General features: G+C 68.5%; 20 protein-coding genes. 13 read left to right on the forward strand and 7 right to left on the reverse strand.

Annotated elements, in window-relative coordinates; all coding sequences use genetic code 11:
• Nucleotides 1–45: 45 nt before the first annotated feature.
• From SFB74_RS17485 to SFB74_RS17540, 12 genes are all read left to right on the forward strand, one after another.
• The gene (locus SFB74_RS17485) at nt 46–1,356 is read left to right on the forward strand and encodes a GTP cyclohydrolase II (RefSeq protein WP_432725482.1); all 1,311 of its coding nucleotides are present in this window, start codon (nt 46–48) and stop codon (nt 1,354–1,356) included.
• Nucleotides 1,353–2,768: a URC4/urg3 family protein gene (locus SFB74_RS17490; RefSeq protein WP_432725484.1), complete on the forward strand. Its 1,416-nt coding sequence runs from the start codon at nt 1,353–1,355 to the stop codon at nt 2,766–2,768. Before SFB74_RS17485 ends, SFB74_RS17490 begins: the two co-directional genes overlap by 4 nt.
• A 44-nt stretch (nt 2,769–2,812) precedes the next feature.
• Nucleotides 2,813–3,445, forward strand: coding sequence for a uracil phosphoribosyltransferase (upp, locus tag SFB74_RS17495; RefSeq protein ID WP_093194973.1), 633 nt, complete (start codon nt 2,813–2,815; stop codon nt 3,443–3,445).
• A 198-nt stretch (nt 3,446–3,643) separates the two neighbouring features.
• Nucleotides 3,644–4,648, forward strand: coding sequence for a BMP family protein (locus tag SFB74_RS17500; protein ID WP_432725485.1), 1,005 nt, complete (start codon nt 3,644–3,646; stop codon nt 4,646–4,648).
• An 8-nt stretch (nt 4,649–4,656) separates the two neighbouring features.
• A complete protein-coding gene (locus SFB74_RS17505) occupies nt 4,657–5,610 on the forward strand; it encodes a 5'-methylthioadenosine/S-adenosylhomocysteine nucleosidase (protein ID WP_432725486.1) in 954 nt (317 codons plus the stop codon).
• Nucleotides 5,601–7,253, forward strand: a complete 1,653-nt coding sequence (locus tag SFB74_RS17510; RefSeq protein ID WP_432725487.1) for an ABC transporter ATP-binding protein — start codon at nt 5,601–5,603, stop codon at nt 7,251–7,253. Before SFB74_RS17505 ends, SFB74_RS17510 begins: the two co-directional genes overlap by 10 nt.
• Entirely contained in the window at nt 7,253–8,317 is a 1,065-nt protein-coding gene (locus SFB74_RS17515; protein ID WP_432731958.1) for an ABC transporter permease, read from the forward strand. Before SFB74_RS17510 ends, SFB74_RS17515 begins: the two co-directional genes overlap by 1 nt.
• Nucleotides 8,318–9,241, forward strand: coding sequence for an ABC transporter permease (locus SFB74_RS17520; protein WP_432725488.1), 924 nt, complete (start codon nt 8,318–8,320; stop codon nt 9,239–9,241).
• The gene (locus tag SFB74_RS17525; RefSeq protein WP_432725490.1) at nt 9,241–9,714 is read left to right on the forward strand and encodes a hypothetical protein; all 474 of its coding nucleotides are present in this window, start codon (nt 9,241–9,243) and stop codon (nt 9,712–9,714) included. Before SFB74_RS17520 ends, SFB74_RS17525 begins: the two co-directional genes overlap by 1 nt.
• A 23-nt stretch (nt 9,715–9,737) precedes the next feature.
• A complete protein-coding gene (locus SFB74_RS17530) occupies nt 9,738–10,193 on the forward strand; it encodes a hypothetical protein (protein ID WP_432725491.1) in 456 nt (151 codons plus the stop codon).
• 30 nt (nt 10,194–10,223) lie between these two features.
• On the forward strand, nt 10,224–11,510 hold the full coding sequence (locus tag SFB74_RS17535; RefSeq protein ID WP_432725492.1) for an amidohydrolase family protein: 1,287 nt from the start codon (nt 10,224–10,226) through the stop codon (nt 11,508–11,510).
• A gap of 74 nt (nt 11,511–11,584) precedes the next feature.
• Nucleotides 11,585–12,451: an alpha/beta hydrolase gene (locus SFB74_RS17540; RefSeq protein WP_432725493.1), complete on the forward strand. Its 867-nt coding sequence runs from the start codon at nt 11,585–11,587 to the stop codon at nt 12,449–12,451.
• Here SFB74_RS17540 and SFB74_RS17545 read toward each other — a convergent pair.
• Nucleotides 12,448–13,302: an NAD-dependent protein deacetylase gene (locus tag SFB74_RS17545; RefSeq protein WP_432725494.1), complete on the reverse strand. Its 855-nt coding sequence runs from the start codon at nt 13,300–13,302 to the stop codon at nt 12,448–12,450. The two genes, SFB74_RS17540 and SFB74_RS17545, sit on opposite strands and share 4 nt — an antisense overlap.
• 132 nt (nt 13,303–13,434) lie before the next feature.
• On the opposite strand from SFB74_RS17545, the gene SFB74_RS17550 reads away from it, so the two are divergent.
• Nucleotides 13,435–13,776: a GFA family protein gene (locus SFB74_RS17550; RefSeq protein WP_432725495.1), complete on the forward strand. Its 342-nt coding sequence runs from the start codon at nt 13,435–13,437 to the stop codon at nt 13,774–13,776.
• A gap of 91 nt (nt 13,777–13,867) precedes the next feature.
• On the opposite strand, the gene SFB74_RS17555 is transcribed toward SFB74_RS17550, so the two are convergent.
• From SFB74_RS17555 to clpA, 6 genes are all read right to left on the reverse strand, one after another.
• Nucleotides 13,868–14,416, reverse strand: a complete 549-nt coding sequence (locus SFB74_RS17555; protein ID WP_432725496.1) for a GNAT family N-acetyltransferase — start codon at nt 14,414–14,416, stop codon at nt 13,868–13,870.
• Nucleotides 14,417–14,420: 4 nt separating this feature from the next.
• Entirely contained in the window at nt 14,421–14,876 is a 456-nt protein-coding gene (locus SFB74_RS17560) for a DUF3574 domain-containing protein (RefSeq protein ID WP_432725497.1), read from the reverse strand.
• 23 nt (nt 14,877–14,899) lie between these two features.
• A complete protein-coding gene (locus SFB74_RS17565) occupies nt 14,900–15,634 on the reverse strand; it encodes a CatB-related O-acetyltransferase (protein WP_432725498.1) in 735 nt (244 codons plus the stop codon).
• A 22-nt stretch (nt 15,635–15,656) separates the two neighbouring features.
• Entirely contained in the window at nt 15,657–17,096 is a 1,440-nt protein-coding gene (sbcB, locus tag SFB74_RS17570) for an exodeoxyribonuclease I (RefSeq protein WP_432725499.1), read from the reverse strand.
• Nucleotides 17,097–18,542 (reverse strand): cardiolipin synthase, encoded by a 1,446-nt coding sequence (gene cls / locus SFB74_RS17575; protein ID WP_432725500.1) that lies wholly within the window; start codon nt 18,540–18,542, stop codon nt 17,097–17,099.
• A 112-nt stretch (nt 18,543–18,654) separates the two neighbouring features.
• Nucleotides 18,655–20,976 carry an ATP-dependent Clp protease ATP-binding subunit ClpA gene (gene clpA, locus SFB74_RS17580; protein ID WP_093194958.1) on the reverse strand — a complete coding sequence of 774 codons (2,322 nt, stop codon included), beginning with the start codon at nt 20,974–20,976 and terminating at the stop codon, nt 18,655–18,657.
• Nucleotides 20,977–21,019 lie beyond the last annotated feature (43 nt).

A 21,019-nucleotide genomic window follows, 5' to 3' on the forward strand; every position in this document is an offset into this window, starting at 1 on the left:
CAGCCGCCCGAGTGATCGGTACATTGCATTTTTTGAGGGCCACCAATGTCTGCTGACAGCACAACGATCCCTTCCATCCCCGGCGGCGCCACGCCCCTCCCCCCACTCCACCCCTCGACGTCGACCGGCCACATCCGGCTGACTTCGCACGCCGGCGGCTTCGGCGCGCTGCCCATCCATTGGGGTGCGGCCACGGCGACCGAGCGAGGGCCGGTGGTCGGCACCACCACCAAGCGGGCGCACCGCAACGTGATCGGCACGCACAGCGGCTCCTACAGCGTCTATCGCGCGCTCGCGGTGGCGGCCGGAGCACTGAAGCGCGAGCACAAGGCAGACCTCACCAACACCGCGCCCACCGACACGATCGGCCCCTACCCGCAGTGGAGCGAGCCGGGCCGCATCGTGTCGCTCGACCCGTGGGGCGCCCAGGTGGCCGAGGTGTTCGCCACCGAACTGGCGGCGGGCTACGACATCCGCCCGACCATCGCGATCACCAAGGCGCACGTGATCCTGCCCGAGGTGATCGAGGCGCTGCAGAAGGGCCGCCTCAAGGCCGACGGCAAGTTCCTCACCGCCGGCGGCGCCGCGATGGTGACCAAGGCCGCCATCGAGCCGGTTTGGTACCTGCCCGAGGTGGCGCGCCGCTTCGGCTGCTCGGAAACCGACCTGCGCCGCACGCTCTTCGAGGAAACCGGCGGCATGTACCCCGAGCTGGTCACGCGCTCCGACCTCGAGGTGTTCCTGCCGCCCATCGGCGGGCAGACGCTCTACATCTTCGGCAACCCGCGCGACCTGGCCAACCCCGAGGTGGAACTCACGGCGCGCATCCACGACGAGTGCAACGGCTCGGACGTTTTCGGTTCCGACATCTGCACCTGCCGGCCCTATCTCACGCACGCCATCGAGGAATGCATCCAGGGCGCGCAGCGCGGCGGCGTGGGCCTCATCGCCTACTCGCGCAAGGAAGGCCGGGCGCTGGGCGAAGTGACCAAGTTCCTGGTCTACAACGCACGCAAGCGCCAGGTGGGCGGCGACACGGCCGACCAGTATTTCGCGCGCACCGAATGCGTGGCCGGCGTGCAGGACATGCGCTTCCAGGAACTGATGCCGGACGTCTTCCACTGGCTCGGCATCAGGAAGATCCATCGGCTCGTGTCGATGAGCAACCTGAAGTTCGACGCGATCACCGGCTCGGGCATCGAGATCGGCGAGCGCGTGAACATTCCCGACGAACTGATCCCGGCGGACGCCCGCGTCGAGATGGACGCCAAGATGGCGGCGGGCTATTTCACGCCCGGACCGGTGCCGGACGCCGAGGAACTCAAGAAGGCCAAGGGCCGGGGACTGACCGAATGAGCAGCAACAGCAACAACAACCGCGAAGACCCGAACCTGCCCGTGGACGGCTCCGGCAGCCTGCCGCCCGGTGGCGCGGGCAAGGTCGATCCATCCATCGAATTCACCGCCGACACCGCCCACCCGGCAGGCGCGGCCACGCTGCTGCGCACCACCGCCGCCATCCGCCAGCGCGCGAACGCCCTGCTGGCGCGCGCCCGGCGCGGCGAATCGCAGTGGTTCCGCATCGGCGGCGACGACGCGCTCGAGGACGCGGCGCGCAACGTGGCCGAGGTCACGCGCGAGCGCTACCCATGGGACACCATCCCGTATCACAGCCGCTGGCGCCATTTCGAGGCCGGCGGCGTGAACCGGGTCGAGGAGCTCGACAGGCTGCTCGGCAAGGTCGATGCGCGCCAGCGCGCCAGCGCGCACATCGACCTCGTGCTGGTGAGCGTGCTGCTCGATGCCGGCGCCGGCCCCGGCTGGCACTACACCGAATCGGCCACCGGCCAGCGCTTCACGCGCTCCGAGGGGCTGGGCGTGGCGAGCTTCCACGCGTTCACGAGCGGGCTCTTCTCGTCCAACCCCGACCGGCCCTTCCAGGTCGACGCGGCCGGCCTGCGCGGCCTGGTCACCGAGCGGCTGGGCGACGCCTTCCAGGTGAGCGAGGTCAATCCGCTGGTCGGCCTCGCGGGCCGCGCGGTGCTGCTGCGCAGGCTCGGCGAGGCCATGAGCGAGCAGCCAGAGACCTTCGGCGACGAGGGCCGCCCTGCCGGCATGTTCGACGCCCTGGTGGCCCCCTTCGGCGCCGCCACGCCGCCCACCGCCGAGATCACGGCGCACCAGATCCTGTCGCTGCTGCTGGAGACGCTCTCGCGCATCTGGCCGGCGGCCAACGCGGTCGACAGCATCGCGGCCGACGGCAGCGACAGCGCGGGCGGCATCGGCTCGGGCGACCCGGCGCTGGCGCTGGGCGACTGCTGGCGCCACGGCGCCGTGCGCGGCCCGGGCCTCACCAACGGCTGGATGCCCTTCCACAAGCTCTCGCAGTGGCTCACGTATTCGCTGCTCGAGCCCTTCGAGTGGGCCGGAGTGAAGGTGCGCCACCTCGACGCGCTCACGGCCCTGCCCGAGTACCGCAACGGCGGCCTGTTGATCGACAGCGGCGTGATCGTCCCGAAGGATCCGGCCTTCCTCACCCGCACCTGGAAGGTGGGCGACGAATTCATCGTCGAATGGCGCGCGCTCACGGTGGCGCTGCTCGACGAGGTTGCGCCGCGCGTGCGCAAGGTGCTCGACCGCACCGAGGAAGAGCTGCCGCTGGCCTGCGTGCTCGAAGGCGGCACATGGGCCGCCGGCCGTGCTCTGGCACAACGCTTGCGTGACGGTGCGCCGCCTCTGCTGATCGAGAGCGACGGCACTGTCTTTTAGACTCGGGTGTTCCCCGTCTTCCAGCAACGCCTCAAAGAATTCCAATGAGCAGCAACGTCCACCTCCTCGACCACCCCCTCATCCAGCACAAGCTGACGCTGATGCGCCGCAAGGACGCGTCCACCAACAGCTTCCGCCGGCTCCTCAACGAAATCAGCATGCTGATGGCCTATGAGGTCACGCGCGACATGCCGATGCAGGACATCGAGGTCGAGACCCCGCTGGAGACCATGCAGGCCAAGGTCATCGACGGCAAGAAGCTGGTGCTGGTTTCCATCCTGCGCGCCGGCACGGGCATCCTGGACGGCATGCTCACCGTGGTGCCGGGCGCGCGTGTCGGCCACATCGGCCTGTACCGCGACCCCAAGACGCTGACGGCCGTCGAGTACTACTTCAAGATGCCCGGCGAGATGGAGAACCGCGACGTGATCGTGGTCGACCCGATGCTGGCCACGGGCAACTCGGCCGTGGCGGCGGTCGAGCGGCTGAAGGAACTCAACCCCAAGTCGATCAAGTTCGTCTGCCTGCTGACCTGCCCCGAGGGCGTCGCGACGATGCAGAAGGCGCACCCCGACGTGGCGATCTACACCGCCGCGATCGACCGCGAGCTGAACAGCCACGGGTACATCCTTCCCGGCCTGGGCGACGCGGGCGACCGGATCTTCGGGACGAAGTAAGGCTCGCCCCCCAGGCTGCGCGCACTTCGTGTCGCTTCGCCCACCCCCCTACCGGGGGGCAACACCTGAGGCCCGGCAAAGCCGGTTCCTCGGTGTTTCTGGAATGGGACACAGGCGGTTTTTGGGGCCGTGCCCTGGTCGGGCACGAGGATTGCAGCGCTAGTTCTTTCATTACCAATCGAATCGAGGAGAAGTACCGTGACCGCACGCCGTCAATTGATCATCCGTTCCGTCGCCGTTGCCGCAGCGCTCGCTGCGGTGGGCACCCCGGGCCTTGCGCTCGCGCAGGCCAAGCTGAAGGTGGCGGCGGTCTACACCGTGCCTTTCGAGCAGCAATGGGTGGGCCGCATCCACAAGGCACTGAAGGCGGCGGAGGCGCGCGGTGAGATCGAGTACAAGGCCACGGAGAACGTGAGCAATGCCGACTACGAGCGCGTGATGCGCGAGTACGCCACCGGCGGCAACCAGCTGATCCTGGGCGAGGTGTTCGGCGTGGAGGCGGCGGCGCGCAAGGTGGCGAAGGACTTTCCGAAGGTGGCCTTCCTGATGGGCTCGTCGCTCAAGCCCCAGGCGCCCAACTTCAGCGTGTTCGACAACTACATCCAGGAGCCCGCCTACCTCAGCGGCATGGTGGCCGGCGGCATGACGAAGAGCAACCGCATCGGCATGGTCGGGGGCTTCCCGATTCCGGAGGTCAACCGGCTGATGAACGCCTTCATGGCAGGCGCCAAGGAAACGAACCCGAAGGTGGAGTTCAGCGTGAGCTTCATCAACAGCTGGTTCGATCCGCCGAAGGCCAAGGAAGCCGCCTTCGCCATGATCGACAAGGGCGCCGACGTGATGTACGCGGAGCGCTTCGGCGTCTCCGACGCCGCCAAGGAAAAGGGCAAGCTCGCCATCGGCAACGTGATCGACACCCAGAGCCAGTACCCCGACACGGTGGTGGCCTCGGCGCTGTGGAACTTCGAGCCGGCCGCCGACCGCGCGATCAAGCTGGTGAAGGAAGGCAAGTTCGCTGCCGAAGACTACGGGCAGTACGCGCAGATGAAGCACAAGGGCTCCGAGCTCGCGCCGCTGGGTACCTTCGAGAAGAAGGTGCCGGCCGACATCGTCGCCAAGGTGAAGGCCAAGCAGGCCGACATCCTCTCGGGCAAGTTCACCGTGAAGGTGGACGACTCGCAGCCCAAGTCGACGGCGAAGTGAGGATGCCGATGACGACGACGATCCGCTGGCGCTCCGTTCTCGCTGCCGGTGCGCTGGCCTTCGGCCTGAGCGGCTGCGTGGGTGTCTACAAGGGCGGCGCCGTCGCCATCAACAGCAGCACCCGGCTCGACGACACGCCGCGCATCGCGGTGCTCTCGGCCTTCGAGCCGGAGCTCAAGCTGCTGCTGACGCGCCTGCAGGGCCCGGTGAAGCACAGCGTGAACGGGGTGGAGTTCACCACCGGCACGCTGGAAGGCAAGCCGGTCGTGCTGTTCCTCTCGGGCATCAGCATGACGAACGCGACGATGAACACGCAGCTGGTGCTCAACCGCTTCCGCGTGACGAACATCGTGTTCAGCGGCATCGCGGGCGGCGTGAACCCGTCGCTGCACGTGGGCGACGTCACCGTGCCGGCGCAGTGGGGCCAGTATCTCGAAGTGCTGATGGCGCGCGAGACCTCGCCCGGCAAGTACGTTGCGCCGCCCTTCATCACCGACGCCACGCTGCCCAACTTCGGGATGATGTTCCCGCGCCCGGTAGAGGTGCGCTCGGCGGCGCGCCCCGAGATCCAGCGCAAGTTCTGGTTCGAGGCCGATCCGAAGATGCTCGAGGTGGCGCGCAGCATCCGCAACGTCGACCTCGCCAACTGCAGCGCCGGCAAGTGCCTGCCGCGCAAGCCCCAACTGGTGGTGGGCGGCAACGGCGTCTCGGGCCAGGCCTTCATGGACAACAAGGCCTACCGCGAATACACCTACAAGACCTTCCAGGCCAACGTGCTCGACATGGAGACCGCCGCCGTGGGCATGGTCGCCTACAGCAACGGCGTGCCCTTCATCGCCTTCCGCTCGCTCAGCGACCTCGCGGGCGGCGGCGACGGCGAGAACGAGATGGGCACCTTCATGGGCATCGCGGCGGACAACTCCGCCAAGGTCATGCTGGCCTTCCTGGCCGCATGGAAGTGACGGCGCCTTCGTCTCCGCTCCCCTCCGAGGAGGGAGCAAGGGCCACCGTTCTCCGCCTTCAGGGCATCACCAAGCGCTTCGGCAGCCTCGTCGCCAACGACGCTGTCTCGCTCGACCTGAAGTCGGGCGAGGTGCTGGCACTGCTCGGCGAGAACGGCGCTGGCAAGTCCACGCTGATGTCCATTCTTTTCGGCCACTACGTCGCCGACGAGGGCGGCATCGAGGTCTTCGGCGCGCCGCTGCCGCCGGGCAACCCCAGGGCGGCGCTGGCCGCGGGCGTGGGCATGGTGCACCAGCACTTCACGCTGGCCGACAACCTCAGCGTGCTCGACAACGTGATGATGGGCACCGAGCCGCTGTGGCGCCCGGTGTCCAGCCGTACGGCCGCGCGCGAGCGGCTGCTCGACGTGGCCCGGCGCTTCGGGCTGCCGGTGCAGCCTGACGCGCTCGTGGGAAGCCTGTCGGTCGGCGAGCGCCAGCGGGTGGAAATCCTCAAGGCGCTGTATCGCGGCGCGCGAATCCTGATCCTCGACGAGCCGACCGCCGTGCTCACGCCGCAGGAAAGCGAGGCGCTCTTCGCCACGCTTGCGCAGATGGTGGCGCAGGGCCTGTCGGTGATCTTCATCAGCCACAAGCTCGACGAGGTGCTGCGCGTGTCGCACCGCATCGCCGTGCTGCGCGGCGGCAAACTCGTGGCCGAGGCCCGCACCGCCGACACCACGCAGGCACAGCTTGCGCTATGGATGGTCGGGCATGCGGTCGAGGCGCCGCAGCGCCGCCCCGCCAGGTCGGTGGGCGACGCGGTCTGCGTGCTCGACCACGTGAGCACCGCGGCCTCCGCCAAGGGCGACGGGCGCGACCGGCTGCGCGAGGTGTCCCTGACGCTGCGCGCCGGGGAAATCACCGCCATCGCGGGCGTCTCCGGCAATGGCCAGGTGGCGCTGGCCGAGCTGCTGTGCGGCACGCGCCGCGCCAGTTCGGGCACGGCGCAGCTCATGGGCCGTGCATTGCCGCCCTCGCCTGCCCGGCTGGTGCAGCGCGGCGTCGCGCGCATACCGGAAGACCGGCATGCGGTCGGCGTGGTCGGCGACCTGCCGGTGTGGGAGAACGCGGTGTCCGAACGTCTGCGCAGTCCGGTGTTCTCGCGCTGGTCGTGGATCGTGAAGCGCGCCGCCGCCCGGCTCCATGCGCGGCGCATCGAGAAGGCCTTCGACGTGCGCGGCGCCGGCCTGATGGCTCCGGCACGCTCGCTCTCGGGCGGGAACATGCAGAAGCTGATCCTCGGCCGCGCCCTGCTCTCGCCCGAGCAGCCGGAACCGGCGAAGGGCAACGAGCAGGACAGGAAGTATCCGAACCGCGCGCCGCGCCTGATCGTCGCGCACCAGCCCACCTGGGGCCTGGACATCGGCGCCGTCGCCTATGTGCAGCAGCAGCTGATCGCTGCGCGCGACGCCGGCGCGGCCGTGCTGGTGATTTCCGACGACCTCGACGAAGTGCTCGCGCTCGGCGACCGCGTGGCGGTGATGCACGGCGGCCACCTGGGCGAAGCACGCCCGGCGGCGGCATGGACGCGCGAGGCCATCGGGCTGGCGATGGCCGGCGCGGCATCGGCATCCCAGGCCGACAAGGGAGCCTCGTCATGATGCGGCTCGAACGACGCCACGAGACCTCGCGCACGGCGCTGGTGCTCGCGCCCATCGGCGCGATCGTCTTCACCATGGCGATCAGCGCGCTGCTGGTGCTGTGGGCCGGCGCGCCGGTCGGCCGCACCTACGCGCTGCTGCTGCAGGGCGGCTTCGGCTCTGTGTTCGCATGGAGCGAGACGCTGACGCGCGTGATCCCGCTGATCCTCACCGGGCTGGCGGCCACGGTCGCCTTCAAGGCGCGGCTCTTCAACATCGGCGCCGAGGGCCAGCTCTATGCCGGCGCACTGGCTGCGGTGGCGGTGGGCGGCATGCATGGCGGCACCGGCTTCGAGCTGTCGCCGTGGCTGCTCTTCCCGCTGATGATGCTTGCCGCAGCCATTGCCGGCGCGCTGATGCTGCTGGGCCCGGCGCTCATGAAGAACAGGCTGGGCGTGGACGAGGTCGTGACCACGCTGCTGATCAACTTCATCGTGCTGCTCGGCGTGTCGGCCCTGCTCGACGGGCCGATGAAGGACCCGACCGCGATGGGCTGGCCGCAGAGCGTATCGCTGCAGTCCGACCTGGAGCTGGGCAAGCTCATCGCGCAGACGCGGGTGCACACCGGCCTGCTCTGGGCCGTGTCGCTCGCGGTGATGGTGTGGGCGATCTTCAAGTACACGGTGCTCGGCTTCGACATCCGCGCCGTGGGTGCGAACGCGCGCGCTGCCGCCTTTGCCGGCGTGCCGGTGACGCGCACGGTGGTGATGGTGGCGCTGCTCTCGGGCGCGCTGGCAGGCCTTGCCGGCGCCATCGAGGTGGCGGGTCGCACAAGCTACGTCACGCTCGACATGTCGCCGGGCTATGGCTACACCGGCATCGTGATCGCGATGCTGGCGGGGCTGCACCCGCTGGGCGTGATCGCCGCGGCAGTGTTCGTGGCGGGCGTGCTGGTGGGCGCCGACACCATGAGCCGCGCGGTGGGCGTGCCGACGTACATCGCCGACGTGATCGTCGCGGCCTCGCTGATCGCGGTGCTGGTCGCGACGCTGCTCACGCAGTACCAGATCAAGCTGAAGAAGTAGATGAGCGACCTCCTCGACATCCTCGCCAATGCATCCTTCTGGGTCGCGGTGCTGCGCATCGCCACGCCGCTCGTGCTGGGCACGCTCGGCGTGCTGCTGTGCGAACGCGCGGGCGTGCTCAACCTCGGCATAGAAGGGATCATGGTCGCGGGCGCCTTCACCGGCTGGCTCGCGGTGTACGCCGGTGCGCCGCTGTGGGTGGGCGTGGCCGTGGCCGCGCTCGCGGGCATGGTTTTCGGGCTGCTGCATGCGTTCCTGACCGTCGGGCTGGCGCTCTCGCAGCACGTCTCGGGGCTGGGCATCACGCTGCTGGCGACCGCGCTGAGCTACTTCGGCTACCGCGTGAGCTTTCCGAAGGTGAATACGCCGCCGACCATCACGCCCTTCGCGCCGATGGACTGGCTGCCCATCCCCATCCTCAATGCGCAGACCGCGCTCACGCTGTTCGCGCTGCTGCTGGTGCCGGTGGTCGGCTGGGTGCTGTATCGCACGCCGCTGGGCCTCGCGCTTCGCATGGCCGGCGAGAACCCGCAGGCGGCCGAGAGCCAGGGCGTGTCGGTCGCGGCCACGCGCACCGGCGCCATCGTCGCCGGCTCGGCGCTGATGGGCATGGCGGGCTCCTTTCTCACGCTGTCGGCCTTCAACGCCTTCTTCTTCAACATGGTGAACGGCCGTGGGTGGATCTGCGTGGCGCTGGTGGTGTTCGCCTCCTGGCGGCCGGGCAAGGCCCTGCTGGGCGCGCTGCTGTTCGCCTTCTTCGACGCGCTGCAGCTGCGGCTGCAACAATCCGGCGACGCCGTGCTGCCCTACCAGCTCTACCTGATGCTGCCCTACCTGCTGTCGATCCTGGCGCTGGTGCTGGTGGCGCGCAAGGCGAGCTACCCGCAAGCACTGATGAAACCGTACCGCAAGGGGGAACGCTGATGACCACGAGGACCGCCACCGCCGCGCGAGGCGCACTGCTCGCGGCATTGCTGGCATTGCTGGGATCGGGCGGCAACGGCGCCCACGCACTGGGCATGAACTACGGCTACGAAGCCTTCAGCACGGCCGACGCGGTGACCTGGGTGCAGATGTGCGGCACCTGGGGCAAGGACCACCAAGGCACCTACCGCGTGGTGCACGCCGAGCAGTACGCGCAGTCGTTCCTCTACGTGCAATGGATGAGCCGCGACGCCAACGGCAGCCTGCGCGCCGACCACACGGTGGCTATCGACGAACTCGACAACGACCATGCGGAAATCTCGTTGTCCGACCTCACCTGCCGCGCCACGCCGCGCGGCATCGTCGTCACCGCGAAGGCCGACTCGGGGCACGACGAGAAGCTGCGCCGCGTGACCATCGAGGTCGGGCCGGCACCGGGGCAATACCGGTTCCGGGCGCAGAACACGCGCTGAAGCGCCGGCATCCGGGCGATGAGGTGAACGCGGAGCTCCATCTGGACACGACGAACGGCCGTCTCTCGGCGGCCGGGATCGTGGCCGGCATCGACACCCGCGCCGACAGCCTGCCGCCCTCCTTCGCGCAGACGGCCCAGACCGTGCAAGTCGAGGGCCGGTTCGTCGATTGCGTGTTCGCCCGCGCGACCACGACAACCGGCGACATGACCGTTCAGCTGGAATTGCGCTTCGAGGAACTGCTGCTGGTCAGCTGCTTCCTCAGTCTCACGACACTCGAGTTGCGCAAGCTCGAGGACGCCGACTTCTACGGCAGCGTCGACCAGCGGTGCCGTTTCCACGAGCGCTGGCTGGCCTCCATGGGCGTTTCCGGCACCTCGGCCACATTCCCATGGGGCAGCACCGGCGTCGCCCGCGACCGCAGCGACAACGTGTACATCTACATCCACAACCGGAACAACCGCTGGGCTCTCCGATAGCCTCGCGAGGAACAAGAAAAGGCCGCCACGATGCTCGACCTCCTCATCACCAACGCCACCCTCCCCGACGGCCGCACCGGCATGTCGGTCGCCGTGCAGGACGGGTGCATCGCCGAAGTCACGCAGGGCCTCGATGCGCCTGCTCACGAAAAGCTGGACGCGCAGGGCCTGCTGCTCTCGCCCCACTTCGTCGACCCGCACTTCCACATGGACGCCACGCTGAGCTACGGCCTGCCGCGCGTCAACCAGAGCGGCACGCTGCTCGAAGGCATCGCGCTATGGGGCGAGCTGAAGCCGCTGCTGACGGCCGATGCGCTCATCGAGCGCGCGCTGGCCTATTGCGACTGGGCAGTGGCCAAGGGGCTGCTGGCCGTGCGCTCCCACGTCGACACCAGCGACCCGAGCCTGCTCGCGGTCGATGCGCTGCTGGAGGTGAAGCGAAAGGTCGCGCCCTACCTGAACCTGCAGCTGGTCGCCTTTCCGCAGGACGGCGTGCTGCGCTCGCCAGGCGGCGTCGAAAACCTGGAGCGCGCCCTCGACAAGGGTGTGGACGTGGTCGGCGGCATCCCGCACTTCGAGCGCACCATGGCCGAGGGCGCGGCGAGCGTGAAGCTGCTGTGCGAGATCGCCGCGGCGCGCGGCAAGCTGGTCGACATGCATTGCGACGAGTCGGACGACCCGCTCTCGCGCCACATCGAGACGCTGGCCTTCGAGACCCAGCGCCTGGCGCTGCAGGGCCGTGTGACGGGCTCGCACTGCACCTCGATGCACTCGATGGACAACTACTACGTGAGCAAGCTGCTGCCGCTGATCGCGCAGAGCGGCGTGTCGGTGGTGTCCAACCCGCTGATCAACATCACCCTGCAGGGCCGCCACGACACCTACCCCAAGCGCCGCGGCATGACGCGCGTGCCGGAGCTCATGGCGGCCGGCGTGAACGTCGCCTTCGGCCACGACTGCGTGATGGACCCCTGGTACGGCATGGGCTCGGGCGACATGCTCGAGGTGGCGCACATGGGCCTGCACGTGGCGCAGATGACGAGCCAGGACGGCATCCGCCAATGCTTCGAGGCGGTGACGACGAATGCCGCGCGCGTGATGCACCTGGAGAACTACGGCCTCCAGGCCGGCTGCGACGCGAGCTTCGTGCTGCTGCAGGCGCGCGATCCGGTCGAGGCGATCCGGCTGCGCGCCGCTCGGCTCAAGGTGTTCCGCAAGGGACGTCTGCTGGCGGAAACGCCGCCCGCCACGGCCAGCCTGCATCTCGCGGGCCGCGGCGCGTCGACGAGCTGGATGGCTCCGAAGCACGCCGGTTGAGCGCAACGGTCAGCCCGCCGAAAGGGCTGCGGCGCGAAAATCCCGAACCGCATCGGTTCACCGGGAGCCCACTCATGAAGCGTCTTGCTCGAATCTGCATGGCATGGCTGCTCATGCTGGCGCTTTCGCCGGCCATGGCGCAGCAGACGCCCGACGGGGTGCGCCTGCTCGCGGACCAGCCCTACGGCTCCGACGCGCGGCAGCGCATGGACGTCTACCTGCCGCCGAACGCGCAAGGCGCGCCGGTGCTGGTGATGGTCCACGGCGGCGCGTGGATGTTCGGCGACAAGGCCGCCGCGTCGGTGGTGAATCAGAAGGTCGCGCACTGGGTGCGTGACCAGGGCTTCATCCTCGTGTCGGTGGGCTATCGCTTCGTGCCGCAGGCCGACGTGATGCAGCAGGCGCAGGACGTCGCGCGTGCGGTGGCCACAGCGCAGGCGAGCGCGCCCTCGTGGGGCGGCGACGCTGGCCATTTCGTCCTCATGGGCCATTCGGCCGGTGCGCACCTCGTCGCGCTGCTCAGTGCCTCGCCCGACATCGCGCGGCAGCAAGGCGCCAGGCCATGGCTGGGCGCCGTGGCGCTCGACAGTGCCGCGCTGGACACCGCGGCGCTGATGCGGCGTCGCCACATGCCTTTCTACGACCGCGTCTTCGGCAGCGACCCCGCCTACTGGCGCACCGTGTCGCCCACCGACGCGCTCGCGCGCGGTGCGCCGCCGATGCTGCTGGTGTGTTCCACCCAGCGCCGCGACGGCTCGTGCTCGCAGGCCCGGGAGTTCGCGGCGCGGATCGCCGCCACCGGCAGCCGCGCCGAAGTGGTGCCGCAAGACCTGTCGCACGCGCAGATCAACGCCGAGCTGGGGCTTCCGGGCGCCTACACGGCGGCGGTGGATGCGTTCATCCGGTCGCTGCCCTTGCGCGGCGCGCCGGGCCGGAGCTAGGCGGCGGCGTCCTGCTGCCGAGGCTGCGGCGCCAGTTGCCGCGCGAGTTCGGACAGGGCCTCGCCCACCGGGCGTTCGATCTTCAGCGAAAGCAGCGGGTCGGCCCGCGTGCGGCCGAGATTCACCGCCGCCACGGGCTTGCCGGCCGCGGCCGCCGCCTGCACGAAGCGGAAGCCCGAATACACCATCAGCGACGAGCCGGCCACGAGCACCGCGTCGGCCTCTTCCAGCGCCGCGAAGGCGGCCGTGACGCGCTCCTTCGGCACGCTCTCGCCGAAGAACACCACGTCGGGCTTGAGCAGGCCGCCGCAGTGCGGGCAGGCGGGCACGTCGAAGGTGGAGAAATCGCGGCCTTCGAGGTCGGCGTCGCCGTCCGGCGCGGCGCGGGCTTCCAGTTCGGCCCAGCGCGGGTTGCGCCGGCGCAGTTCGAGCTGCAGATCGGAGCGCGGCGTGCGCCGCTCGCAACCCATGCAGCGCACGGTGTCGATGCGGCCATGCAGGTCGATGGCGCCCCGGCTGCCGGCGGCCTCGTGCAGGCCGTCGACATTCTGCGTGAGCAGCAGGCCCACGCGGCCCGCCTCTTCCAGCCGTGCCAGCGCGCGATGCGCCTGCCCCGGACGGGCGCCGGCCATGGTCGGCCAGCCGATCAGGCTGCGTGCCCAGTAGCGCTTGCGCGTGGACTCCTCGCCCATGAAGGCCTGGTAGGTGACGGGCGATGGGCGCTTCCATTCGCCGTCGACGTCCCGGTAGTCGGGAATGCCCGATTCGGTGCTGCACCCGGCGCCGGTGAGCACGAAGAGCTTGCGGTGGCGCGTGGCGAAGTCGGCTAGCGCGGCGGAATTGGCGTCCATCCGGGGAGCATACGTGGCCGCGCCGCAAGCCGCGCGGCTGCGGGAAATGGCCTGCGGCAAAGCCGGACGGCAGCCATTGCGCCCCGAACCGGCCCTTTCTACGATGCCCGAATCACCTCACCAGGAGTTCGCATGAAAGTCCAAGGCGCCTGCCACTGCGGCGAGATCACGTATGAAGCCGAGGTCGATCCGGACAAGGTCGGACTTTGCAACTGCTCCGATTGCCAGGTTCTCTCGGGCACGGCCTACCGCGTGTCGGTGACGGTGCCGGCCTCCGGCTTCCACCTGCTGAGCGGCATGCCCAGGACCTACGTGAAGACGGTCGACAGCGGCGCGCGCCGGCGGCAGAGCTTCTGCGGAACCTGCGGCACGCCGATCCATGCGAGTGCCGACACCGACGCGCCACCCAGCTATTCGCTTCGCATCGGTCCCCTGGCGCAGCGTGCCCTGCTGCCTCCTCGCCGGCGGATCTAGTGCCGCTCGGCGCTGGCGTGGTCGCAAGACCTGAGCGGGTTGCCGGCCGTCGAAACGCAGCCGGTGTGAAAGCCGGCCTGCCCGCTCCCGATCAGGATGCGGGCGCTTCGAGGTCGCACCACATGTGGACCTTCGCGAGCAACGCGTCGTCGACGGCGATTGCCAGCGGCTCGACGCCGAAGACACGGAAGCCGCAGTCTTCATAGAGCTTCCGTGCCGCCTCGTTGCCTTCGGTGACCGTGAGCTGCACCAGCCGCAGGCCGCCATGCGCGCGTGCGTGGTCGAGCAAGGCCAGCACCAGCCGGCGGCCGAAACCGGCACGGCGCGCCGACGCCTTCACCGACATGCCGAACAGCGTGGCCTTGTGGCTCGTTCGCTGCCGCGTCTCGAAGCTCAGGCCGGCCGCGCCGACCAGTGCGCCGTCATCATCGAATGCGCCGTAGACCACGCTTTCGCTGTTCGCTCCACCGTCTGCGGCGCCGAGGCGCTGCATCCACCAACTCAGCGGCAAGGCGGCGCGCTCTTCCAAAGTGGAAGTGAAGGCGCTGGGATGCGTGGCGTAGGCATCGAGCATCACAGCGCGATAGGCCTCGGCATCGGCCGCGCTCAGGCGGCGTACGAGGCTGCGATCTCGCGGCAAAGCTTCAGAAACGGACACAGACGGCCTGCCTCTCCTGCAGCACGGCCTCCTGCGCGAAGCGCTGGCGGTAGGCGCCGACGATGGCGGTGATGGCCGCGTCGTCCTTCTCGCTGCGCGCATGCACCAGCACGACCAGCTTGGAGCGCTCGCGCACCACCTCGCCCGACACGCCGCGCCACTGACCCGCCGCATCGATCACAGTCAGGCCCTGCGGGAAGGCCGGCGTCACGGTGCCGTCCAGGAAGGCAGTCCACTCGGCGTCCGACACCTGGCCACCCGAGGGGATGGCGCGGCCGAAATAGAGCGTGTCGCGCTCGAAGGTCTCGAAGCCGCTGCCGCAGGCCCTGCCGGCGCCGCCGGAGCCCGGTGGCGGCAAGGTGCCGCAGCCGGCCAGGGCCAGGGCCGCCGCTGCGACGGCCAGCGCGGCGCGTAGAGGAGACAAAGTGGCCGACGTCGTCATGCGAACACCTCCTTGCATCGTTTTCAGCCCGGCAGAAGAACCAGCGGCGCGGGCTGACCCTCGGCGGGCGGCTGGCCGCGGTCGAGCAGCCGCCAGCCGGGATTCCAGCGCGAAAGGCGGTTTTCGGCAACGGCCTCCTCGAGCATCGACTGGGCCTCTTGCGGGCGCTGCCAGTCGAGCGCCAGCGTGCGCAGGTCCCAGTCCCACCAGGGGCAGGCGCGGATGCGCTCGGCGAGCGCGTCGGGAAAGCGCTGGCGGATGACCCGCGCCGGCACGCCGCCCACGACGGTGAAAGGCGCCACGTCGCGCGTGACGATCGCGCCCGCGCCGATCACCGCGCCGTCTCCGATGGTGATGCCGCTCTTGAGGCTGACGCGCGAGCCGATCCACACGTCGTTGCCGATGGTCACCGGCGAATGCGACGGAAACTGGCCGACCGACTGGTGCCGGTACGGCTCGGGAAAATTCGGCGCGTAGGCCAGCATGTGCGTGGTGAACCAGTCGGCGGGATGGTCCGACAGGGTCTGCACGCCGTCGCCGATGGAGCAATAGCGCCCGATGCGCACGTCGACGAGCAGCGTGCCGGGCGAGATGCTCGAATAGGCGCCCACGGAGCAGCCGCCATGCAGCTGCGCCGAGTGCCAGATGCGCACCGGTGTCTCGAAGCGGAACGGCATCGGCAGCAGGCAACTCTCCGACAGGAAGAGCCCGTAGCCTTCGAGCCCCTTCGAGAGTTCGGCGTTGATCGTCAGGCTCATGGCTGTGCGCTCGGGTGGTGGGTCAGGCCTCGGGCGCGATGGCCTCGGCGTATTCGTAGAGCGCGCCGAGGATTTCCTCTCCGCGCTCGTCGGCGTTCTCGGAGAGCGCGTCGACCTCGCTGAAGAGCATTTCGATGGTGCGCGCCCCGCCCTCGCCCTTGAAGAGCCTGGCCACGCGCAGGGCTTCCCATCGCTCGGTCTCGTCCTCGTTCAGCAGTTCGGGCCAGTTACGCGCGCGATAGCGGAAGAGGATCTCGTCGAGCCGGCCATCGTCGAAGCCGGTGCGATCCTTCGCCAGCTCCTCGGGCGAGAGGCCGCGCAGCTGGTTCAGCCGGCGCCGGTCGGCGTTGCCGACGAAGCCACCGTAGAGGTCTTCGTCGACGTCGGGCGTGGCCTCCTTGGGCCGGGCGTAGACCTGCGACCAGATGGCGCTCATGTCGGGCAGGTCGCGCGCGATGGCTGCGTGGCGCATCGCCGCCTCGAGATCGACGCCCCAGCGCTCGGCCATCGGCGCCGCGAGCGTGCGCAGGTTGCCAACCACCATCGGCGACTTGTTGAGATGCACGCCCTTGATCGGCAGGCGCACCACGCCCTCGGGCAGGTCGGCCGTGCGGGTGAAGAGGCGCAGGCGCAGCGTCTCGACATCGACGTCGCGCAGTTCGCTGGGGTCATGGGCCAGGTCCCAGGCCAGCAGCTCGTTCTTGTTGGTGGGGTGGCTCGCCAGCGGCCACATCACGGCCAGGCAGCCGCGCTCGACCGGGAACATGCCCGAGACGTGCAGGAAGGGCTTGGCGGTCTCGCGCGTCGCGGGCAGGCCGAGTTCGGTGGCGACACGGTCCTTCTTGTGGAGGCCGAGTGCGAAGTCGAACAGCTTGGGCTGCTTGTCGCGGATGAGGCGGGCCAACGCGATGGTGGCGCGCACGTCCGACAAGGCATCGTGCGCCGACTCATGCAGCAGGCCGTTGGCGCGCGCCAGGTCTTCGAGCTTGAAGCTGGGTTTGCCGTCTTCCTTCTTCGGCCACTCGATGCCGTCCGGGCGCAGCGCATACGTGAGGCGCACCACGTCGAGCAGGTCCCAGCGGCCGCAGTCGTTCTGCCATTCGCGCGCGTACGGGTCGATCAGGTTGCGCCAGAACAGGAAGCGCGTGACCTCGTCGTCGAAGCGGATGGTGTTGTAGCCCACACCGATGGTGCCGGGCTGCGAGAAAGCCTTCTCGATCTGGGCGGCGAACTCGTGTTCGGGAATGCCGCGCTCCAGGCACACCTGCGGCGTGATGCCGGTGATGAGGCAGGCCTCGGGACTGGGCAGGTAGTCCGGCGCGGGCTTGCAGTAGATCATCAGCGGCTCGCCGACCTCGTTGAGCTCGGCATCGGTGCGGATGGCCGCGAACTGCGAAGGACGATCGCGACGGGGCACCGCGCCGAAGGTTTCGTAGTCGTGCCAGAGAAAGGTGTGGTTCATTCAGAGCAAGGGTGAAAACAGGCGTGCGATCGCGTCGCCGAGGCGGCGCCAGAAACCCTGGCGCCGGTTGCCGCGCACCGCGCCGGAGCTGTGCAGGTCGGTCTCGAACTGCGCCGCCAGCGGCCGGGTCAGCTCGGGGCCATAGACCACCGCGCAGACCTCGAAGTTGAGGCGGAAGCTGCGGTTGTCGAAATTGGCGGTGCCGATCATCGCGCAATGGTCGTCGACCACCAGGGTCTTGGAATGGAGCATGCGCGCCTTGTACTCCCACACCTTCACGCCGGCGGCGATGAGTTCGTCGAAGTACGAGCGCGCGGCGGCGCTCACGATGGCCGAGTCGCTGCGGCGCGGCACCAGCAGGCGCACGTCGACGCCGCGCAGCGCGGCACTCGTCAGCGCCATCAGCGCGGGCTCGCCGGGCACGAAGTACGGCGTGGTGAGCCAGGCGCGGTGCGTGGCCGAATGGATGGCCTCGACGTGCATGCGATGGATGGCCTCCATGGGGCTGTCGGGGCCGCTGGTGACGATCTGCACGGGAATGTCGCCTGCCTCCAGCTGCGGCAGCATGGCGTTCAGGGCATCGTCCATGCCGCGCGGGTCTTCGCCGGTGGCGTAGGTCCAGTCTTCGAGGAAGGTGGTCTGCAGCCAGCGAACAGCGCTGCCTTCGATGCGCAGGTGCACGTCGTGATACGCGTCGGGATTGGTGCGCTTGTCTTCCTCGTCGGTGATGTTCACGCCACCCGTGAAGCCGATGCGGCCGTCGCACACCACGATCTTGCGGTGGGTGCGGTAGTTGGTCACCGGGCGCAGGCGGCGGCCGATCTTGGTGTCGTGGAACAGCGCCACCTCGACGCCCGCCTCCAGCATGGGCGCCATGAACCTGCGGCCGATGCGCTTGGAGCCCAGCGCATCGATCAGCAGGCGCACCGTGATGCCCTCTTTCGCGCGCTCGATCAGCAGGTCGCGCAGCGCGGTGCCGATGCGGTCGGGCTCGAAGATGTAGTACTCGAGGTGGATGTGGTTCTGCGCGGCGCGCACCGCGTCGAAGATCGCGTCGAAGGTGCGCGCGCCGCCGGAGAGCAGCTCGACGTCGAGCGCGCTGGAAACAGGCAGCCCGCAGGTGGCCGTGCCCAGCTTGGCCATCTGCTGCAGCGCAGGCGGGGCGTTCTGCGCGGCGTCGCGCAGCCGCGCCACATCGGCCTGGGCGAAGGCACTGGCGCGGCTTCGCAGGCGCTTCAGGCGTTGCTTCTTCAGCCGCTGCGGCCCGAGGAAGTAGTAGACGACAAAGCCCGCGAACGGCAGCAGCGCCAGCGAGAGGATCCAGCTCATCGTCGACACCGGCGCGCGCTTCTGCATCACGATCCAGACCGACAACACCGCGATGTAGCCGCTCCACGCGAGGGAGAGGCCGGTTTTCCATTCGTGGCTGAGTTCGGGGAGGATCAAGGCGAGAGGCGGCTGGGGCGGCTGTGACGGTGATTCGATATGGGCGGGCCCAAAGAAAAAGGCCGGTAGCGATGCTACCGGCCTTTGGCTTCATTTCAGGAACCGCAAGGGATCAGCCTGCCGCTGCTTCCTCGGCTTCGGGCTTGGACTTGCCCTCCTTCTTCGGAAGCGGCTGGATGTCGAGCAGCACTTCGTCCTTGTCATCGAGGTCGACTTCGAGGCGGCCACCGTCGGTCAGGCGACCGAACAGCAACTCGTCGGCCAGTGCACGACGGATCGTGTCCTGGATCAGGCGCTGCATCGGACGTGCGCCCATCAGCGGATCGAAGCCCTTCTTCGCCAGGTGCTTGCGCAGCTTGTCGCTGAAGGTGACTTCCACCTTCTTCTCGCTGAGCTGGGTTTCCAGCTGCAGCAGGAACTTGTCGACAACGCGCAGGATGACCTGTTCGTCGAGCGCCTTGAAGTTGACGATGGCGTCCAGCCGGTTGCGGAATTCGGGCGAGAACAGGCGCTTGATGTCGCCCATTTCGTCGCCCGCCTGGCGCGGGTTGGTGAAGCCGATGGTCGCCTTGTTCATGGTCTCGGCGCCCGCGTTCGTCGTCATGATGATGATGACGTTGCGGAAGTCGGCCTTGCGTCCGTTGTTGTCGGTCAGCGTGCCATGGTCCATGACCTGCAGCAGCACGTTGAAGATGTCCGGGTGCGCCTTCTCGATTTCGTCGAGCAGCAGCACCGCGTGCGGCTTCTTCGTGACAGCCTCGGTCAGCAGGCCACCCTGGTCGAAACCGACGTAGCCCGGGGGCGCGCCGATCAGGCGGCTCACCGCGTGACGCTCCATGTACTCCGACATGTCGAAACGGATCAGCTCGATGCCCATGATGTAGGCGAGCTGCTTCGCCGCTTCGGTCTTGCCGACGCCCGTGGGGCCGGAGAACAGGAACGAGCCGATCGGCTTGTCGCCCTTGCCGAGGCCCGAACGCGCCATCTTGACCGCGGAGGCCAGCACTTCGAGTGCCTTGTCCTGGCCGAACACCACGCTCTTGAGGTCGCGCTCGATGGTCTGCAGCTTGCTGCGGTCGTCGTTGCTGACGTTGGCCGGGGGAATGCGCGCGATCTTCGCGACGATTTCCTCGACTTCGGTCTTGCTGATGGTCTTCTTGCGCTTGCTCGGCGGCAGGATGCGCTGGGCGGCGCCGGCTTCGTCGATGACGTCGATGGCCTTGTCGGGCAGGTGACGGTCATTGATGTACTTGGCGCTGAGCTCGGCCGCGGCCTGCAGGGCCGCCACGGCGTACTTCACGCCATGGTGTTCCTCGAAGCGCGACTTCAGGCCCTTCAGGATGTCGACGGTTTCCTGCACCGAAGGCTCGACCACGTCGACCTTCTGGAAACGACGCGACAGGGCCGCGTCTTTTTCGAAGATGCCTCGGTATTCCGTGAAGGTGGTCGCGCCGATGCACTTGAGCTGGCCGCTGGAGAGCGCCGGCTTGAGCAGGTTCGAAGCGTCGAGCGTGCCGCCCGAGGCAGCGCCCGCACCGATCAGGGTGTGGATCTCGTCGATGAAGAGGATGGCGTTCGGCTTGTCCTTCAGCGACTTGAGCACGCCCTTCAGGCGCTGTTCGAAATCGCCGCGGTACTTGGTGCCGGCCAGCAACGCGCCCATGTCGAGCGAGAACACGTTCGACTCGGCCAGGATCTCGGGCACGTCGCCCTGCGTGATGCGCCACGCGAGGCCCTCGGCGATGGCGGTCTTGCCCACGCCGGCCTCACCGACCAGCAGCGGGTTGTTCTTGCGCCGGCGGCACAGGATCTGGATGACGCGCTCGACCTCGTACTCGCGGCCGATCAGCGGATCGATCTTGCCGTCCTTGGCCATCTGGTTGAGGTTCTGCGTGAACTGCTCGAGCGGCGAAGCCTTCTCGTTGCGTTCGCCGCCGCCCTCTTCGCCTTCGCCCGAGGGAGCTTCGCCACTGCCCTTGACGGCTTCAGGCGGATCGCTCTTCTTGATGCCGTGGGCGATGAAGTTGACCACGTCGAGGCGGGTGACGCCCTGCTGGTGCAGGTAGTACACGGCGTGCGAGTCCTTCTCGCCGAAGATCGCGACCAGCACGTTGGCGCCGGTGACTTCCTTCTTGCCGTTGCCGGTGGACTGCACATGCATGATGGCGCGCTGGATCACGCGCTGGAAACCCAGGGTGGGCTGGGTGTCTACATCGTCGGTACCCGCCACCTGGGGCGTGTTGTCCTTGATGAAGTTGGTGAGCGACGCCCGCAGGTCGTCGACGTTGGCCGAGCAGGCGCGCAGAACTTCCGCGGCGCTCGGGTTGTCCAGCAAAGCGAGCAGCAGATGTTCCACGGTGATGAACTCGTGGCGTTGCTGCCGGGCCTCGACGAAGGCCATGTGCAAGCTGACTTCCAGTTCCTGGGCAATCATGTGATTTCCTTTTGCCTTGCTGTAAATAAGTTCTCAGATGGGT

Source organism: Variovorax xiamenensis, from assembly GCF_050916385.1.
Taxonomy (GTDB): domain Bacteria; phylum Pseudomonadota; class Gammaproteobacteria; order Burkholderiales; family Burkholderiaceae_C; genus Variovorax.

Bases quoted from the DNA above. Each gene is read 5' to 3' on its own strand.
- SFB74_RS17485 (WP_432725482.1), top strand. From the start codon at position 46: ATGTCTGCTGACAGCACAACGATCCCTTCCATCCCCGGCGGCGCCACG.
- SFB74_RS17490 (WP_432725484.1), top strand. From the start codon at position 1,353: ATGAGCAGCAACAGCAACAACAACCGCGAAGACCCGAACCTGCCCGTG.
- upp (WP_093194973.1), top strand. From the start codon at position 2,813: ATGAGCAGCAACGTCCACCTCCTCGACCACCCCCTCATCCAGCACAAG.
- SFB74_RS17505 (WP_432725486.1), top strand. From the start codon at position 4,657: ATGACGACGACGATCCGCTGGCGCTCCGTTCTCGCTGCCGGTGCGCTG.
- SFB74_RS17510 (WP_432725487.1), top strand. From the start codon at position 5,601: ATGGAAGTGACGGCGCCTTCGTCTCCGCTCCCCTCCGAGGAGGGAGCA.
- SFB74_RS17515 (WP_432731958.1), top strand. From the start codon at position 7,253: ATGCGGCTCGAACGACGCCACGAGACCTCGCGCACGGCGCTGGTGCTC.
- SFB74_RS17520 (WP_432725488.1), top strand. From the start codon at position 8,318: ATGAGCGACCTCCTCGACATCCTCGCCAATGCATCCTTCTGGGTCGCG.
- SFB74_RS17525 (WP_432725490.1), top strand. From the start codon at position 9,241: ATGACCACGAGGACCGCCACCGCCGCGCGAGGCGCACTGCTCGCGGCA.
- SFB74_RS17535 (WP_432725492.1), top strand. From the start codon at position 10,224: ATGCTCGACCTCCTCATCACCAACGCCACCCTCCCCGACGGCCGCACC.
- SFB74_RS17540 (WP_432725493.1), top strand. From the start codon at position 11,585: ATGAAGCGTCTTGCTCGAATCTGCATGGCATGGCTGCTCATGCTGGCG.
- SFB74_RS17545 (WP_432725494.1), bottom strand. From the start codon at position 13,302: ATGGACGCCAATTCCGCCGCGCTAGCCGACTTCGCCACGCGCCACCGC.
- SFB74_RS17550 (WP_432725495.1), top strand. From the start codon at position 13,435: ATGAAAGTCCAAGGCGCCTGCCACTGCGGCGAGATCACGTATGAAGCC.
- SFB74_RS17560 (WP_432725497.1), bottom strand. From the start codon at position 14,876: ATGACGACGTCGGCCACTTTGTCTCCTCTACGCGCCGCGCTGGCCGTC.
- SFB74_RS17565 (WP_432725498.1), bottom strand. From the start codon at position 15,634: ATGAGCCTGACGATCAACGCCGAACTCTCGAAGGGGCTCGAAGGCTAC.
- sbcB (WP_432725499.1), bottom strand. From the start codon at position 17,096: ATGAACCACACCTTTCTCTGGCACGACTACGAAACCTTCGGCGCGGTG.
- clpA (WP_093194958.1), bottom strand. From the start codon at position 20,976: ATGATTGCCCAGGAACTGGAAGTCAGCTTGCACATGGCCTTCGTCGAG.